Source organism: Frankia sp. R43 (genome assembly GCF_001306465.1).
Lineage (GTDB): Bacteria > Actinomycetota > Actinomycetes > Frankiales > Frankiaceae > Parafrankia > Parafrankia irregularis.
Genome location: NZ_LFCW01000002.1, coordinates 357204 through 374317, shown reverse-complemented (window position 1 = coordinate 374317; position 17114 = coordinate 357204). Strand labels below are relative to the sequence as shown.

The following is a 17114-nucleotide window of genomic DNA, read 5'->3' as shown; positions in this document are numbered from 1 at the left end:
ACGAGTGGAGCCGCACCCGACCGGCACGACACCGGACGACCTGACCAGCCGGCACGGCGTCGCCAACCGGCGGCATGGCGCCACCGACCCGCACGGCGCCGCGGACTCGCACAGCGCCGCCGACCCGCACAGCGCCACCGACCCGCACGGCGCCACCGGTCACAACCGCCTCACCGGTCGGGACGGCGCCGCCGGCCAGGGCGGTCGGGTGCCTGCCCGGCTCATCACCCGGCTGTGGCCGACGCTGCTGACCGGCGCGCTGTTGGGCGCCGGCGGGCTTGGCCTCGCGTTCCTGCCCGCGTTGGCGAGCTCCGCCCCACTGCTGCTCATCGCGATGCGACCGACGGTGTCGGTCCTGCTCCTCGTCGGCGGTGAGGTCGCGTTCGTCCCCGCGCTGCTGGTCGCGACGGTGTTCCGGGCCGCGCTGGACGTCGGTTACTTCGGCCTCGCCCGCCACAACGTTCAGTCGTTGCTGTTGCGCCGGGTCGGCACCAGCCGGCTGGTGGCCGCGCTCTCCCGGCACGGAGCGCAGCGCGGCCTGCTGTGGTTCTGCCTCGTGAACACCAACCTCGCCGTCGACGCGGCGCTGGGCGCAGGGTCCGTGCCACTACGGCGCTTCCTGCGGTTCGTCGTCCCCGGGTCGGCCATCTCGGCCGCGCTCTACCTGTCAGCCGGCAGCGCGCTCGCACCCTGGACGCAGGACCTCGTCCGCTGGTTGGACGACCATGCCGGGATGCTGATCCTCGGCGGGATCGCGGTGGCGGCGGTCCACACCCTGGCGCTACTGATCAACCGACGAATCCACAAGGGCGGCACAAAGGGACACAACGATCAGTCTGGACATCAACCCGCGTAGCGACAAAGGTCGACTGCGACGGGTCATTCCATCCCGAGCGACCCGGCGAGCACTGCCCACTGCGACGGCGTCACCCGATGGAGCGTCGCCTGATGAGGAGTCTCCCGATGAGCGTTCATCGTCGTTGCGCACCCTGTGCCGTGCCGCCGCACGTGTTGGAGCGCATCGCACGCAACGGAAACGACGAGCAGCGGTCCTGGGCCCTTTCCACCATGGCCCAGGACGCGTCCCATCGCACCGTGCGAGTGCACAACGCCTTCCTGCGCGCGGCGCAGCGCACGGCGGCACCGCCTCGCCTCACCCCGGCCAGCGGCCCGACCAGCGGCCCGCGCCGCACCGTCGGCGACGCGAAGGAAGCCGAGGAGCTGCCCGGTGTGACGGTGCGCGCCGAGGGTGACAACCCGGTCGACGACACCGCCGTGAACGAGGCGTATGACGGGCTCGGTGCCACGTTCGAGTTCTTCCGAGCCACCTACGGTCGGGATTCCATCGACGACGACGGTATGGCCCTACTCGCGACGGTCCACTACGGCAGCCATTACGACAACGCGTAATACCGATCACTACCACCTTACGGCATGATGGTGAACCATGTCAGCCGATGCCCCCCGCGACACGCCCCCGGACGCGCCCCCCGACGTGCCCGTGTTCATGCCGTTCGGTGTCCCACCGGACCCTGAGCCCGCGTTCGGGTACGAACGGCTGTCTCGGGACCGCGACGGGCAGCGACGCCGCGTCGAGGAGCAGCGAGCCGACATCGAGGAACACAGTCCGCGACTTGGCTATGACGTCCTACGACACTTCGTCGACAACTCTGTGTCAGCGAGCAAATACGACGTTGACCGGCCTGGATTCGACAGCCTGTGCGACGCGCTGCGGACGACCGGCGTCAAGGTGCTCTTGGTCACAGAGATCACCCGCATCTCTCGCCAGGACGAGACCGGCGGGGCGTTCATGGGCCTGATGACCCGCATCAAGGGCAAGGTGGTGAAGGTTCCGGAAGGCACCACGTACGACTTCGCCGATCCGGACAGCCGGAACCGCTTCCGCCAGGAGCTGCACGACGCGATCCGGGAGTCAGAGAAGGTCTCGGAGCGGGTCACAAAGTCTCACGCGCGCCTGCGGGAACGACAGCGCTGGACAGGTGGACCTGCCCCCTACGGGTGGCGTAGAGAGCCGTACACCGTCCAGATCGGTAACCGTCACGTGGTCCGTTTCCGGTGGCACGTCGAGGAAACCGAGGGTACCCACGTAGAAGCCATGTTCGCGGCCATCAACCGAGGACAGTCCCGGAACACGATCGCCAGAGACCTCAACCTCGCGGGCGTGAAGCCACGACGGGGCGACTTCTGGACGGACGGAACAATTACCGCGATCGTCACGAACCCCCGGGCATGCGGGCTCTACGCGGTGAAGGTTGACGGGGTCTGGGAAATTCCCGACGTCCAACCCGAAGAACAGCAGTTCCCGCCGATCGTCGATTACGCGACCTGGAGCACCGCTCAGGACGTGATCAAGGGGCAGATCAAGAACCCGAACCGTGTCAACCCGCACGACGGGGTAAACGAGACAGCCGGGCTCTTTCGCTGCGCAGCGTGCCAACAGCCCCTCTACCGCAACCAGTCAAAGAGCAAGACGACGTCGTATATCCGGCATCCCGCCAAAGGACGCGCACGCCCCTGCCCTGCGAATCACAAGCTGACAGTGTCCTATGACGAGACCTGGGAATACGTCGGCGAACTCATCGACCGATTCGTTCTGTCTGCCCCGCTCCGGCGCCGTACGGCAGAGGCTCGCGATTTCGACGCAGAACTCGCAAAGATTGAAAGCGACCTCAAAGAACTCAACGCCGAGGTCGACAAAGGACTACCTCTCCGACTTGCAGGGATCCGCGCGGAGTCCCTCGAACAAAAGGAGCGGGAGATTAAACTAGCCCGGGATCGTGTCCGGGCAGGCGAGAAGCCGGTAATAAGTCTTGGGGTAGCCGCAACCTGGCGGTCGCTTCCTTACGAAGAGATCCGGAACGTCATCTTCGGAGTCTTCAAGTACATCGACATCACGCCCGGAACCCAGGGATGGGGTCCATGGGACCGGCGCCGCTTCACTCCGCATTTCACCGAGGAACTCAGCCCGGCCTTGAACGATCTTCTCGTAGATCGGGCGCCAGGGTGGGATCGGGTGGCCGCGTGGCTCCGGGGGATCAAAGAGGACCCCGACGCGCCGCGTGACGCCGCGGGCGAGCTTGCCCTCTCGGATTCCATGGTGGAGCGCCTGCTGTACTGGGCATCGATGTGGGACGAAGACTCCGATACCTCTCCGGACGCGTCCACTGAAGCTGACGGCAGGAAGCGGGATTTCTTCGCTGCCCCGTACTGGGCGCAGGGGGTCTTGAAGTCGCAGGAGCTCCGGAGACGAGCGCGGGAGTCGGAAGAGCCGATGTACGACCCGGAGGAGCTCTACGACGTCACGGAGCGCTGACCGCCGCGGTCCCCCCGGAGGCATTCCCCGGCAGGCATCCCCGCGCCAGACAGCCCCCGTCGATAGTCGCCCCCAGGCGCCCGGCGGGGGCTTCGTCGTGTCCGGGGTCATGCAGCTGTAGTCAGCTGAGCACAGCTGGTATCCCCCGGGCAGTCCACTCGCGGACACAGTGACGTCTACAGCGTAACCACGCGTCAGGGAGACCCGTCCGCCCGGCGGAAAGTCCACAGGAGCCCCTGAGAACCACGGAGAGCACCTAGCGCGAGGCGCCTAGAGCGGAAGCCCCGGGACCGTATTCGTGGGCTCAGCGACCAGATCAGGGCCGTTACGCCACAGGTGGCGCCCCGGAAATACGGAACGCACCATTGATCATGAAAGTAGTAACGGTGCGTAACCGCGGGCAAGGGATAACATGGCCCCGACAGCGGCACCTACGAGATTTAGAACGTATATGGTCCGCCGCTGTTGAACTCACCCGTTGCAACGGTGCAGCGAGCCTCTCCGTTCCCCATTTTCGGTGCGAGATCAACGACACCGAAGACCCTTTCCGTACCAGCTTCCTGTCGGCTTAAATGGCCGCATCCCACCGAAGTGCCCCTGAGTGGCGCACGTGGCAGGAAGGCGCAGGAATGGACGACATCGATAGGGCATACGAGGAGCTGTGCGCCCACGAGGTACACGACACTCTTCTCGCGCGGGTTGTGCACGGCGCCCGAAATGCGGTGCTCCGGTCCGACCTCACCCCGATGGAGCGACTGGCTCTCGCGACGATGGCGCTGTATGAACAGCCGTTCCGGCAGAGTCTCACTCTGCTGGGGGTCATGCTCTACGGCATGCCCGATGGCGAAACCCGGGATGAGTTCCTGCTTCGGGCGCGGGGCTGTCGCGACAACGTTGCGAAGCTGCTCTGTCAGATCGAAGCCAAGGGGCACATCCGCACCGAGAGTCGACGGTGGCCGGATGGCTACGTCGGCAAAGGCATTTGGATTCTCCCTAACCCGAGCGGGGAGATTCACCCAGCGCTCACGATCTGATTGTGCCGACCGTCAATACCTAAACCTGGGTCTAGCTTTGCGCTACACGATCCTGCAGCGAGACCATGATCCTTGACAACTAAAAATGCCCCGGGGCAGGAACCCCGGGGCGTCTCACCAAATGCGCCTGAAGGAACTTTAGCATGCCTGAACCCAAGGTCGACACGTCGACTTGGATCCTACGTGGGGAAGACCCGGACAAGCTGCCGAAGAGTGTGGTGCGGGTACGTAGAGCTCTAGCTGCCCCCGATCTGACCCCGAATGAGCAGAAGGTTCTCGCCTTCCTAGAGACCTGTCTCTACGACGAGGAGGCAACCTACTTCCGGGGGCGGGAACCGATCGCAGCAATGCTGTATCCCGCGTTCTACGCGGAGGAGACGACCGACCGCCAGCGTAAGAACTACCTAACCGAAGTCGGCAAGATCCTCAAGTCCCTGGAAAGCAAAGGCTATCTGCGACAGGAGAAAGATACCCGCGACAACGGGTCTCGGCGAAACAACGTCATCACACTGCTGCGTGACGCCGACCAGGAGGAGAGAAATCTAGCGGCGAAGCTGAATGCCGAGATTCGCGCGGAGGACAACGCTGGTCACATCAGCTGGTTCGCTGAGAATGCGAAACAGGGAACCAGCCACGGGATTTCCCGCAAGCAAGCGCACGACATGGCAACCGAGCTAGCCGGATGGATGCATGGGCGCTGGGGGAGGCTAGAAGGGGAACTAGCACCAAACATCGATAGCATCACTAGTCGCCTGGTGCGCACGAGCAAAGAAATAGAGATCTTCCCCGGGGTTCTTGCAAGTAGCATCTCCTTTGACGCGCCGATAGACAAATACTGGGTTATGAGTGGCGCTGTCGCTATGTGGAAATCTCGGTACGAAAGAGCGAGAAGTTCGCCGGAGAATCCAGCCGGATTGTTCATGAGCGAGATATCCGAAGCGGTAGAGCTTCTAGCTCAAGTTCCATTGAGCATCGGTGGAGGTACGCCGGAAAAAATAAAAAGTGGCAACCTGGATGCCGCATTGATAGTCCGCAGGGTGCTTGACGAGTACAGCAAATGGTCCTCAGATGAATCCAAGGTTGCTTTTTGGAATTCGCTCATCAGATATCCCGACCTTGTAGAACTAGATCGGGTCTACGCGGACACCTACGGCGACGACTGGCACGGCGCACATCCCCTGTGGACGCTTTCCAAGCTCAGCGAGCAGATCCCGCTTCCGGCGGACTACCTGGAAGCGACCCGAGCCGAGTGGGAACCATCTCAGGCGGACTCTGACGCCGATCTCGCCGCGTAGCCGAGCCACGTAACTGAACAGCTCGGAAATGCCCCCGATCCGATGCGCCCACCGCCGCATGGGATCGGGGGCTTTCGTGTGTCCGACCATCCTCCGAGCGACCACGGTCACACCCGCACGGCCGCCAACCCGGGTGCCAACCCGTGTGCCACTTCAACAACGGACGCCCACGCGATAGGAGGGGAAATGACCCTCCTCCGTGAGGTGAGGAGGGTAAATCACCCTGCTCCAGGAGGAGGGGAAATCACCCTGCTGGCGAGCAGGGCAAATCACCCTGCACCAGAATGAGTAAAATTCGAAGTAGTAAGTTCTTGAAGAGGTACTTGTATTAGCAACGCCTGCGGCGTCGCAGACGGGAAGGGGCAAGACCAAGACCAGACCCAAAGACCAACTGCGGAACCCCACACCCCACTCCCAGCCCCATCACCTACCGCTCAGCAGTCACTTCCCAGCGGGGGAGCAGTGGCTTCCAGCGTGGAGACTCCCAGCCAACCAGCAGTTCCCCCGGCGTCCAGATCCGAGAGCGCACCGACCGGGATAGGTGGATCCTCAGCTTCCGTTCTCGGCTCCCCCGGGCACGGGGGCTTCCGCGCGGCTGTCGATGAACGGCGACCAGGCGGAGCACGACCAGACAGAGCGCACAGCCGCTCAGGACGCAGCAGCGCCGGATGTGTCGGCACCGAAGACCCCCGTAAAGGCCTCCAGCATCCACGTAGACGCCCGGAATACCCCATCCGAGGGTGAGGTAAAGGGTAAGCGGGTCTGAGTCTGTCAGCGGGGCGCCTTCTGGCACGACACCGGGAGCCCCGCCGACAACAGGCTCACAGGATCTACCAGGCTCACCACGGGCGGACGTCGTCGGGCACCTGCAAACACACTGCCAAGATCACCAGATCATCCACGGTCGTCCGTTCGGCTATCGCTTCGTCGCGCAGCCACTCCGCCATCCCCCGCGGCACGCTCACTGTGATCTTGACGCTGTCATCGGTGGCGTCTTCCCCATCTTCCAGCGGCTCTGCGTCCTGGAAGTCGTAGCCCGAGAATGGGCGCGCTGTGGGCTCTTTAGTCCCTATCCAGCGAGGTAGGTGGTCATCGGGTCTTGCATACCCCCCGGGTAGGTCTCGTAGGAACTCAGCTTCACGAGAGCGACCCCACGGTGATCTCATAGCTGACATCCCCGCACGCGCTCATTGGAGCTTTCCCAGTCGCTCAGCTCATCCGCTGAGTACAGGTCGGAGAACAGCCACGCGAGGGTCATCCCCTCTGGGATGTGATCCACGCAAAGCACCCGGGGACCCATCCATGTAGGCACCACGATCGTGTCCGGGGAAGCACAGTCAATGAGACAGCAGAGGCCGGTCACGCTGCCACTTCCCCATTTCGACGGAGCGCACCCGCGACCGCGGAAGCATCCATGAACATGTCCAGGGCGTAGCGAACGAGGTCTGACACTGTCTGCCCGGTGTTCTCAGTAACGCTGGTCAGGAACTCATCCTGTGCCGGTGTGACTGTGACACTGAAACGACGGGCTCCGTAGGAGCCATATGGGCGGATCCTATCTTGTGCTGGCATCATGAATCTCCATGCAAGTCTACGAATATATTCTCAGATTATCATCACATTGTCACCGCGGGGTATTCTTGATTCAGCCCGGGAAATGCCCGGGGAATACCGGGAGGTTCAGTGAGTAACCCACGTCTCACAGCTTCATTGCTCGCGCGAGATGCTGCAGATACCGGCGTGCGGGCGTCAACGCTCAGGGATATGCGTGTAGAGGTACAGCCACCGAACGCGGCACACATCGCCACAGCGCCACAGTTCACGGGCGCGGCTGCACACGGAGTCTTTCCCAAGGACGCGCGGTGACGAAGCGTCCGAAGACGGAACACCCGAAGATCACGCTCAAGCCCTCGGCTTTTCCGAAATCCCGGGGAGAGAAGAAAACTACCCGCAAGACTGCCTTTCGTGAGGGTGTCTCGCTCTGGCGTGAAGGTGCGGGGCTATGGAAGGATCCAAAGTGACTGACCTAATTCCTCCGTCAGCACGACGTACAAAGACATCCAAGCAGGATGGCAGGCTGAAGACCGAACTCGGTGCGCCTGTGCCGACCGGCGCGCAGGTAGAACCAGCCTTCCCGTGGGGTGAGCTCTCTACACAGCTACCGACTCCGAAGTCTGTGAAGCACGAGACGTCAGCGCCGCACCCTGTATGGCCGCAGAGGCTGAATTACAACCCTCTCGCGGGCGAGCGCACAAGACCTCCGGTTATTGTCCATGGCATCGCCTCCACGGACGCGGGGATTCTGTCTGACCGGCAGTTCCCGGGGAAATCCTCAGCAGCCCCCCGTGACCGTGCTGAGCTCAATGACCCAGCGCCATCCACGGGAAACCGGACTAAGCATTTCTCCGGCGTCGTCAACCAGCAGACGGAGAACCTGCCACCGGGAGTACTAGGGCTCTCCGGCTGATACTAACTACACCGCTACACCGACCCATTACGCGAACACGGAATTTGGGTTACCAGCAGTTGCTACGGCAGTTCTGTAAAACGGAAAAGACCACTGGTTGCCAATTTGAGCCAAGGTGCAGGGAAACCCCTGCAACATAAGGAGAATGTGGAGAATGTGCACTCATTCGGGGCATTCAATAGTTACTCACTCAACCACTGAAGGCATGGAAACTGTATGTCGACCGATTTTTGGCAAACGAAGATTAAGCCCGACCCGCTAGACGAAGAACTACGCGCACGGGCAGCCACCTACAAGGCACAGGGATTCCCTGACCACCTGGCGATGAACCGCGCCATCATGGATGCGCTCGAAGAACGGGAAGCTGCAGACAAGGCACACGAGGAAGCGCAGTTCCGATCAAGCGTCGGGAATCCATCCCATCTGTCTGCACAGGGCGATGATTGCCCGCGGTGCGGCTCTACGCTCGTGACCCTTCCTACGGGTAGCACCTCAGCTACGCGGCAGGACTTCCAACAGTGCACGAAGTGCCGCTACCCCTACCGCGAACAGTTCTCCGGGGGTGGAGGACGATACTTCACGAGGGCATCGTGACCGCCCTGGATACCCCGGGCGTCAAGATTCCGCGGGTCAAAGATACTGAGGTCATCTGCGTAGATGAATGTCCGCCCCGGGGAAAGCCTAGTAAGAAGCCAGACCCACAGCCTGTAGAGACACCCGTCTACGAGGTCGGGAAGCCTTGCCCGAACTGTGGCAGCCGGCATCTATCTACGCGGTCACTTTGTTGGACGTGCTATCGCGCGACTCGCGCTCCCGAAGAGATGCGCGCTCAGTTCAAACGGGGGAAAGAAGCGCGTCGGCAACGCATCCGGGTGAACGGGGGAAGCGGGATTACTGATGCCGTAAGACGCCTGGTGCGGGAGGCAGAACCTTGCCCGTATTGTGGTTCGGCAGCCACTGAGACGGATCACATTTGGGCTCTGAGCCGCGGGGGACCTGATACCGTGGACAACTTGTCCGCGATCTGCTCTTCCTGCAACCGCGAGAAGCATGCGCGTCTTCTGACTGAGTGGGAGGCGACCCCGGGGGGACGAGAGAAGGTTCAGAAAGCCGTGAAGGCCAACCCCCGTATCCGCGCTGAATACGAACGGCTGACCTCCACAGACCACGCCCCAGCTCTACCTACCGAACCCTGATCTGTCTTTGATCGTACGTCTGCTCACGCTCCTTCTGGGAATCCCGGGGCTCCCCCCGGAGCGACCGTCAGGGAGCGTGAGGGGCTCAGTAAGAACTCCATAGAGCATGAAGACACAGACGTCTTTCCCGTGCGCCTGGTCGTGCTCTTCGTGCTCGTGCGCCTGGTGCTCGTGAACAACTACCCCGGGGGCGTGGTGGTGCGTGTGAACTGGCGGGGGCTCCACGACCTGGTGCAGCTCCGGTAGGCAGTCTCGTCTGCGCTCGTGCGCCTGGTGCCGCTCGTGCTCGACGATCCCGGGGTACCTCTCCCCTGGGCATGTCCGTAGCTTTCTTGTCACAGAGCGTGGACCCACAGGCGTGTTGTGCGTGATTTGGGCGTTCCCGCTCGACAGCGATGCCTGTTACAGCCCCTCTCGCCGTTACACTTATGCAAGTAGATGTAACACCGCAGGTCAGAGAGGTTGATCACGCAATGCGAGTCATCGCCTACATTCGGGTGTCGACTGAGAAGCAGCTCGACGGGTACGGCCTTGACGTTCAGCGTGACGCCGTCCGGGCATGGGCACGGACCAACGGTCACCGCCTTGTCCTGATCTTCACTGAGGAAGGTGTCTCAGGGAAGCTCGAAGAGCGTCCGGCACTCGCGGAAGCGCTCCGGGCCCTGAAGGACGGACAGGCTGACGGGATCGTGGTCCCCAAGCTCGACAGGCTTGCTCGTGACCTGGTGGTGCAAGAGCAGCTCATCGCGGAAGTCTGGCGGATGGGCGCGACTGTCTTCTCTGCTGTCGCCAGCGAGGCTGACTACCTGGTGGACGATCCGGCGGACCCCTCCCGGAAGCTCATCCGCCAGGTGCTCGGCGCCGTGTCCGAGTATGAGCGCGCGATGATCGCTCTTCGTCTGCGCTCCGGCCGCGCGAGGAAGGCAGCTTCCGGGGGCTACGCCTACGGTGCCCCCGCGTACGGACAGAAGGCCGTAGACAAGGAGCTGACGGAAGACGATCGCGAGCAAGACGCGCTTGCACGCATGATCGAACTCTCGGACGACGGGAAGAGCCTGCGGGAGATCTGCGCAGAGCTGGAGAAGGAAGGCCACCGGCCGAAGCGCGGTGATCGTTGGCACCCGACCACGGTCAGCCGCTGTCTCACGCGGGCCCGCGCTGCTGCGTGAGACACATCACATGCTAGCCTCGAAGCTCCGTAACCGTCAGTCACCATGACTGACGGTTACTTTGCGTAACGACCCCCCTACCCTTAACAAGATCATTCCCAGGCGACCATGCCAGGTGTCGCGCGCACTTTTCCCCGGAACTCCGGAGGACAGTGTCAGGCAGTGGCGTCCGGCATCACACCACCAGGGATCGGGGTTCCGTCCCTCGTGAACCGTTCCGAGCTTGAGTGATCGTCGCTCACCAGGGCGTACGCCACGTAACGGTGATCTTCCGTCATCACCCGTGACGCCAGCACGTGAAGATCCACGATGCCCCGGGTGACCTGCCACTGAGGTACGTAGAACGGCACCGATCCGGCCGGAGCGTGCTCACCTTGGTCACGCTGCAACACCAGGTAAGGCACGTCAGGCCCTCCCACCGAGAGCGCTGATGAACGAACCATCGAGTCCGTCGTCAGGCTTCGGGATCCAGGTCACGCCGGGGGCTAGCTCCTGCCCCTGGTCGTCCTGCTCCTGGTCGTCATCCTCACCGAAGTCATCTTCGCCGTACCCGTGGTAGCCGTAGGCGTCGTCATACCCGTCTTCCAGGTCGTACCCGTCTTCGTCGTACACCGTCCGTCTCCCTTGCCCCCGACCGCCCCGGACGCTCCGAAGCACGCCTAGCAACCCTTGCGTTTCTCCTGGTGAAACACAAGGGGCAAGCATGCTGCCTGTGGGATCGCCAGCGGGAGACGAGCACCCCGGACGACCCACGGTGATCAACGTCGCGGGTATCGCGCGCATGCTCGGGATCACCCAGCAACGCGCCGATCAGCTCTCCCGCATCAAGGGCTTCCCGGACCCCCTACCGGCCGTGGGGCGAGTCCGCGTGTGGCTGGTGTCCGAGGTAGAGGTCTGGGCTGACGAGCACCGTCCGGGATGGCGAGAGAAGTCCTGACACTTGCTCGTAAGCAGTCATGTCGACTTCCACGAACTTCGGGCGCCTTGCTCGGAAGGTAGTGACTTAGACAGCACGTCCGACCACGCTTTGCATGGTGACTCACTATCGACACCAGGGCGGCCACGGACGGACACTGAGAAGGTGTCGGATACCCCCACGCCTGTCAGCCGTCGGCAAACGCTCACGCTCGCTGGTCTCGCTGCGGTGTCGGGCGTGCTCGTGAGTCCGACCATGGCTGACGACATCGTCAGCATCGACCAGGAGCTGTCCGCGCTCCGGACCGTCTACGAGACAACGCCGTTGGCGGAGTCTGTTCCCGCTCTCGCGGTGCTCCACGATCGGGCGATCTTCCTTGCCCACCGTCGAGGAGACCCCCGGCAGCGCACGGAGCTTGCTCGCGTGACAGCCACGGTCGGAGCGCTCCGAGCTGACGCGCTCTACAACGACGGCCAGGTGCACACCGCCCGGCGCGTTGCCAACCACTCCGTGAGCGTGGCGCGGGTCTCCACTGACGGACCTACCTTCAGTAACGCTTCCCGGGTTCTGTCCGGGATCGAACTCTACGAAGGGCGTCCGGCCTACGCGGTGGCTCACGCTGGTGAGGGCATCGACGAATCCACCCCTGCCGGTATCGCCTGCCTGGTGCAGCGGGCCCGTGGTGCTGCTCTGGCCGGTGTCAGTGCGGACAGAGTCAACGCGCTGTCGGATCGGGCAGTCACCGCGGCCTATGCCGTTCCTGCTGCCTTCCATGGGCAACCTGGCGATGAGGACCCCAACACCGTCAACCCCGTCGAGGTCACGTATCACGCTGCTCTGGCGTCTGCGGTGGCTGGTGATCTGTTCCGGGCTGACGGGTACGCGGATCTCGCGATGCCGCACCTTCCTCCGGGGTTCCAGGCCGTTGTGCACGCCCACCTGGCGACAGCTTCCGTGTCCACGGACCTTGATCGGTCGTTCGTGGAGGCACGACGTGCCATCGCGCTAGCCAACCCGTTCCGGGCGCTCACGGTTCCACTCGCGAGCCTGGTCAAGGCGCTCCGGCCCTACCGGCACAGCTACCCCGAAGTGATGACACTCGGCGCCGAACTGGAGAACTGGCACCGGGGTCCCGTCGAGGTCTGACGTCGTCGAGGTCGGAACCAGCGCCACCAGGGTTTCCCACCAAATCGGTTGACTACATACGGTGACGGTCCTCGACTAGGCCCAACGCGAACGGCCGGACCCCCTGACAGCCACGTCGGGAGATCCGGCCGGTTGGCACCCTAGAGCCTAGAACCGCAGGTCAGAGGCATGATCACGACCTCGTGACAGGCCTAGACCCTAGGCGGTCACGCCCTAGCCTCTACAGCCCGTAGAAGAGACTCGCGGGTCACTCCGACAGCGTTCGTCGACTTCCCACGGACGCCCACAGCCCACACCTGGTCATCCACCACGACACCGGCCGTCCGTAGGTGAGCCCCGATCTGCTGAGCTGACCAGGGTTCGCCCCCGTCCACCGTGTACCGGTCAGGGTGCAGCTCCGCGAGACGGACCGCCAGGACTTCAAGGTGGATCTTCTCGTCTCGCGCGACTTCCAGGGCATGACCAGTGATCGCAAGGTCGACCGTGCATCTGCAATTGCAGTGCCATTTCGCCGACCATAGGGCCCCCTACCTGCATCGATCACTTTCGGTTGCAATTTCATCGAAGAATCGACACTCCGTGATGCTTGATAAGAATCCGCAGCTCAGCGACCTGCGTGCAAGAAATTGCCAACGGGCGACATTTAGCGAAGGGGTGATCAACATCACATTTGATTGTGATGCAGCAATAATGGCGTCATCCTTTGATGTCGATGAACTGCCCCTTGTCGGATCGAAAGTGGGAGAGAATGAGGCGCCTCGCGCATTCTTTTGTCGTCGTCAGCTGTTCTCTCGGGATAGCCCTATCAGCGGGATGTGGTAGCGGAGGTGAAGAGGGAACAGTCACCGCTGCGAGCGTTGCACAGTCAGGCGACCCTGATTCTCCCTGCACCACGGTAACTGATGTACCGGCCAAACTCGCTCAAATGCGTGCGGAAAAGCGCACCATGCTGGCAACGCCGCCACCGGCCGCCGGGGAATCTGGGACTCAAATTGCGAACGCTGGCGACTACGCCTACGCATCACTTCCCATAGACATCACGGGGCCCGGAAAATACACGATTAAGGTAGGCCCTGTCGACGAAAATTTCGACTACCCAAGGAATCCGGCCGGATTTGCCTCCTCGGCAGACGGTTTCGCCGGCCGGGCACGCCTGACAGGAAAGCCGGAAATGATTACCGACTCCGACGGAAAGAGGTACCTACAACTGGAGATAACCATTGAAAACTCCAGCGCATGCAAATCTTTTGTCATGTTTATTGAGTAGTTTTCTTTATCGCGATAAATAGAAATTTTACGGAAGCAGGGGAGTAGGCGCATGGCGAGAATTTCTCGGTTGACTCTGAAGATTTTTGCAATAGCATCGACGATGCTGTTGGCCGTTTTTACGGCAAAACCCGCCTCCGCGGCACCCGACACCCTATGCTCCTGGATAATGGTGCACAGCAGCCATACCATACCGGCTGGATCTTCTTGGAGTGCCACATTTGGCATAAGCCCTACCGTAATAGGTGGCACATACAATCAGGACGGAGATGGCTTCAAGGGGTCTACGACGGTAGCACAGTGGGCATTTTACGGTTTCACCTCAATTACCCACTGGAACTTGGAAAGTTACAGTGTCACCGCGTATGGATGGTCAATACTTCAATACAAATGCTGATAACGGTTTCGCGGCGGATCGGTCAGCGGACGACAGGAAGTTCCGTATTGCTGGGCCCAACCTGAGTGTCGTTTTGCTGGCCAGGGGTCCAGTCAGGGGGTCGTTCACGGGCTCACTTATGCCGATGCCCCCGCAATCTGACGGGCCAGAGCCGCCAGCATCAACGGTGAGCAGACCTTGCCTGCCATCTGCCGCTTCGCTTCGTCCACAGCCCAACCAGGGGGCGTAGCGCCCACTCCCTGACGGGGCGGGATGCTCTCGCGGACGGGGGCATCAGGCAGGAAGGCCGGAGCCCTCCACGGAGTAGCCGAGTAGTCGACCTTCGATGCGCCCTTGCTCTTTGCGATCTTCCCGACCACCCGCGCGGCACGCGCGGTGATGTTCTTCCTGGGAAGAGCACTACCAGGGACCGTCCCGGCAGGCCGAACGCTTTCGACTTCATGATCGGTACCAGTCGGGGCGTCCGTGTCGGTGGACTGCGTCCGGGCGTCCGGTGCCTCTCGCGGGTTGTCCACAGGCACACCCGCGGAAGCCACCACCGGGGCGAACAGGAGCCTGTAGACGGCGTTCTTGCCCCGTCTCGCACGCTCCGCGAGAGCCACCAGCCCCCGCGAGACGAGACGGGCAATCGTCGTGCTGAGCTGTGTCCTGGCGAGTCCGGTACGGGCGCTCAGGAGCTTGTGACCGGGTGAGGCGACGTCACGCCAGGTACGGCAGTCCTCAGCCAACGCCAGGAGCACAACCCGTTCCTGTGGCGACAGGACGCCCGGAAGCAGCTCCCACGCTGCTTGCTGTAGAGCAAAAGACATGACGCGGTATCCTTCGTGGTCTGTTGTGAGTGATCGCGTGGTGACACACGCGGTTCGGGACGTCCGGGGGCAGTTGGGATGCCCCCGGACGTTTCTCGTTTCAGGAGCTGGTGACGGCCTGGCGACTGGTCAGGATCCGGCTAGCCATCGGGTGATCCTGGGGGCGCGTGATCCACTGCGACACGGCGATGTCGACCAGGGGGCGCAGCAGGTCCGGAACGTTCTTCAGGGCGCATCGACGCTTCGTCTTGCCGTTGCCGGTCGGGTAGCCCTGGATCCCCACCAGGGGCGCGACGTCGGAGCCCACCGGGATGTTCACGGTGCCCCGTGAGTCGATCCACGCGGACGCGGTCCGGGGATCCAAGTCCCACGCCCACCACAGGCGCGCCTGCGGACGGATCGTCGGCTTCACGGGGGCGCTCACGCAGCCACCGCCACGGGCACGTCAGCCTGAGCCGCGTCAGCCTGAGCAGCACGCCAGGACGCCAGGTAGCGGCGGGCGGTGTTCTCGTGAAGCCCCACCAGCGGCGCGTACGTCCTGATCAGTTCGGCGTCCGTCCGGGTGTCCTCCGCGGACACACCGTCGAGGTAAGCCGTCAGCGCAGCCTTCTTGCTGGTAGGACGCTTGCCAGCACGCGCCGTTGACGTCTTCCGGGTGATCTTCCGGGGCGTCGTGGCGGAAGGCTTCGGCGCGGGCGTAGGTGCTTCCTCCGGCGCAGCCACAGGCACGTCCACAGCCACGGGGGCGGGCACCGGAGCGACCTCGGCAACCGGGGCGTCAACCGTCGCGGACGGCTCAGACACCGGCGCATCCACGGGGCTGTCCACCACCGGCGCATCCGCCACCGGGACGTGCGTCCTGGTGCTCTTCATCCCGGACACGAGCGCGAACGCGGCGACTACCCAGAGTGCGGCGATGTAACGCCATGCACCGGGGTCGCCTGTCAGTCCAGCAGCAGCACGAAGGTTGCAGGCGCCCGACCACCCGATGGACGACACCAGGACGAACACAGGGAACTTGACCTTGGTGCCCGCCCGCCTACGGGCGCGAATCTCGATCATCGCGGACACGGCCATGACTTCACCGGTCGACGCGATCACCAGCGCGTACCAGCCACCCTGCCCCGCCCACGTCGCGGTTGCCCGGACGTGATCGAACGCGACAGCGAAGACAGCAGCTCCGAGCGTGAGCGGGAGAGCGACGGACGCCGCGCGCTCGACGCCCTGAGCTGTCAGGCGACGTCGTGGCTTCCTGACCGGTGGCGCCGGATCCTTCGATAGCTCAGGCGTTTCAGGGCGCGCGCGTCGTACACTGCTGATCATGGGGTTGACCTCCCGAAAGGTCACTCCGCCCCCTGGGTCTGCCAACCCGGGGGGCATCCTTTTGACTTGGAGTGATCAGCAGTACGACAATGCCTTTTGGAATGGCCGCCAGATGGTGTTCGGTGACGGCGACGGCGAGCTGTTCAATCGTTTCACCGTCTCGCTGGACATCATCGGCCATGAGCTCGCCCACGGCGTCACCGAGGACGAGGCCCAGCTCATGTACCTGAACCAGTCGGGTGCGCTCAACGAGTCGATGAGCGACGTGTTCGGCTCCCTGGTGCGGCAGTTCCAGCGGGGCGAGACCGCCGAGCAGGCCGACTGGCTCATCGGCGCGAGCCTGCTCACCGATGCCGTGCAGGGCGTGGCGCTGCGCTCCCTGAAGGAGCCCGGAACGGCGTATGACGACCCTGTGCTCGGCGACGACATCCAGCCGGCGCACATGGACGGCTACGTGCGCACCAATGCCGACAACGGTGGGGTGCACATCAACTCGGGAATCCCGAACAAGGCCTTCTACAACGTGGCGATCGCGCTCGGCGGCCACGCTTGGGAGCGCGCGGGTCAGATCTGGTACGAGGCGCTGCGCTCCCCTCAGCTGCGCCCGAACGCCACGTTCCGCTCGTTCGCCACCATGACGACGAGGCAGGCGCAGGTCCTGTTCGGCGCGGACGAGACGAAGAGCGTCCGGGAGGCCTGGGCCGCCGTGGGCATCTCGGTCTGAACTGTCTTTCGCGGGTGGTCCTCCACCAGCCTTCGCGG

Annotated in this window: 14 protein-coding genes and 1 pseudogene; 11 read left to right on the top strand and 4 right to left on the bottom strand. The window is 63.1% G+C overall.

Annotated elements, in window-relative coordinates; all coding sequences use genetic code 11:
- Positions 1-4 precede the first annotated feature (4 nt).
- The 8 genes from ACG83_RS09100 (at position 5) to ACG83_RS09080 (ending at position 10495) form a co-directional block, all read left to right on the top strand.
- Positions 5-856 (top strand): hypothetical protein, encoded by an 852-nt coding sequence (locus tag ACG83_RS09100; RefSeq protein WP_054565724.1) that lies wholly within the window; start codon positions 5-7, stop codon positions 854-856.
- Positions 857-963: 107 nt separating this feature from the next.
- Positions 964-1410 (top strand): hypothetical protein, encoded by a 447-nt coding sequence (locus tag ACG83_RS09095; RefSeq protein ID WP_369812868.1) that lies wholly within the window; start codon positions 964-966, stop codon positions 1408-1410.
- A gap of 37 nt (positions 1411-1447) precedes the next feature.
- Positions 1448-3334, top strand: a complete 1887-nt coding sequence (locus tag ACG83_RS09090) for a recombinase family protein (protein ID WP_054565723.1) — start codon at positions 1448-1450, stop codon at positions 3332-3334.
- A gap of 629 nt (positions 3335-3963) precedes the next feature.
- Positions 3964-4368 (top strand): hypothetical protein, encoded by a 405-nt coding sequence (locus tag ACG83_RS09085; protein ID WP_054565722.1) that lies wholly within the window; start codon positions 3964-3966, stop codon positions 4366-4368.
- Positions 4369-4511: 143 nt separating this feature from the next.
- Positions 4512-5663 carry a hypothetical protein gene (locus tag ACG83_RS44035; protein ID WP_152991297.1) on the top strand — a complete coding sequence of 384 codons (1152 nt, stop codon included), beginning with the start codon at positions 4512-4514 and terminating at the stop codon, positions 5661-5663.
- A 1862-nt stretch (positions 5664-7525) separates the two neighbouring features.
- Positions 7526-7684 (top strand): hypothetical protein, encoded by a 159-nt coding sequence (locus ACG83_RS45255; protein ID WP_161934728.1) that lies wholly within the window; start codon positions 7526-7528, stop codon positions 7682-7684.
- 1267 nt (positions 7685-8951) lie between these two features.
- Positions 8952-9326, top strand: a complete 375-nt coding sequence (locus tag ACG83_RS47885) for an HNH endonuclease signature motif containing protein (protein ID WP_083473113.1) — start codon at positions 8952-8954, stop codon at positions 9324-9326.
- A gap of 473 nt (positions 9327-9799) precedes the next feature.
- Complete coding sequence (locus ACG83_RS09080; protein WP_054565721.1) at positions 9800-10495, top strand: recombinase family protein; 696 nt, start codon at positions 9800-9802, stop codon at positions 10493-10495.
- A gap of 405 nt (positions 10496-10900) precedes the next feature.
- Here ACG83_RS09080 and ACG83_RS09070 read toward each other — a convergent pair whose 3' ends face one another.
- On the bottom strand, positions 10901-11107 hold the full coding sequence (locus ACG83_RS09070; RefSeq protein ID WP_054565719.1) for a hypothetical protein: 207 nt from the start codon (positions 11105-11107) through the stop codon (positions 10901-10903).
- Positions 11108-11198: 91 nt separating this feature from the next.
- On the opposite strand from ACG83_RS09070, the gene ACG83_RS45775 reads away from it, so the two are divergent.
- On the top strand, positions 11199-11432 hold the full coding sequence (locus tag ACG83_RS45775; protein WP_063793033.1) for a hypothetical protein: 234 nt from the start codon (positions 11199-11201) through the stop codon (positions 11430-11432).
- Positions 11433-11666: 234 nt separating this feature from the next.
- The gene (locus ACG83_RS09060; protein ID WP_152991296.1) at positions 11667-12557 is read left to right on the top strand and encodes a hypothetical protein; all 891 of its coding nucleotides are present in this window, start codon (positions 11667-11669) and stop codon (positions 12555-12557) included.
- 1092 nt (positions 12558-13649) lie between these two features.
- Here ACG83_RS09060 and ACG83_RS44030 read toward each other — a convergent pair.
- From ACG83_RS44030 to ACG83_RS09050, 3 genes are all read right to left on the bottom strand, one after another.
- Positions 13650-13976, bottom strand: coding sequence for a hypothetical protein (locus tag ACG83_RS44030; protein ID WP_152991295.1), 327 nt, complete (start codon positions 13974-13976; stop codon positions 13650-13652).
- A gap of 1153 nt (positions 13977-15129) precedes the next feature.
- Positions 15130-15453: a hypothetical protein gene (locus ACG83_RS09055; protein WP_054565716.1), complete on the bottom strand. Its 324-nt coding sequence runs from the start codon at positions 15451-15453 to the stop codon at positions 15130-15132.
- Positions 15450-16376: a hypothetical protein gene (locus tag ACG83_RS09050; RefSeq protein WP_054565715.1), complete on the bottom strand. Its 927-nt coding sequence runs from the start codon at positions 16374-16376 to the stop codon at positions 15450-15452. The genes ACG83_RS09055 and ACG83_RS09050 overlap by 4 nt, the downstream gene beginning before the upstream one ends.
- A 58-nt stretch (positions 16377-16434) precedes the next feature.
- Here ACG83_RS09050 and ACG83_RS09045 point away from each other — a divergent pair.
- Positions 16435-17076 (top strand): annotated as a pseudogene (locus tag ACG83_RS09045) (M4 family metallopeptidase); the annotation flags it as partial.
- Between the last annotated feature and the right edge of the window lie 38 nt (positions 17077-17114).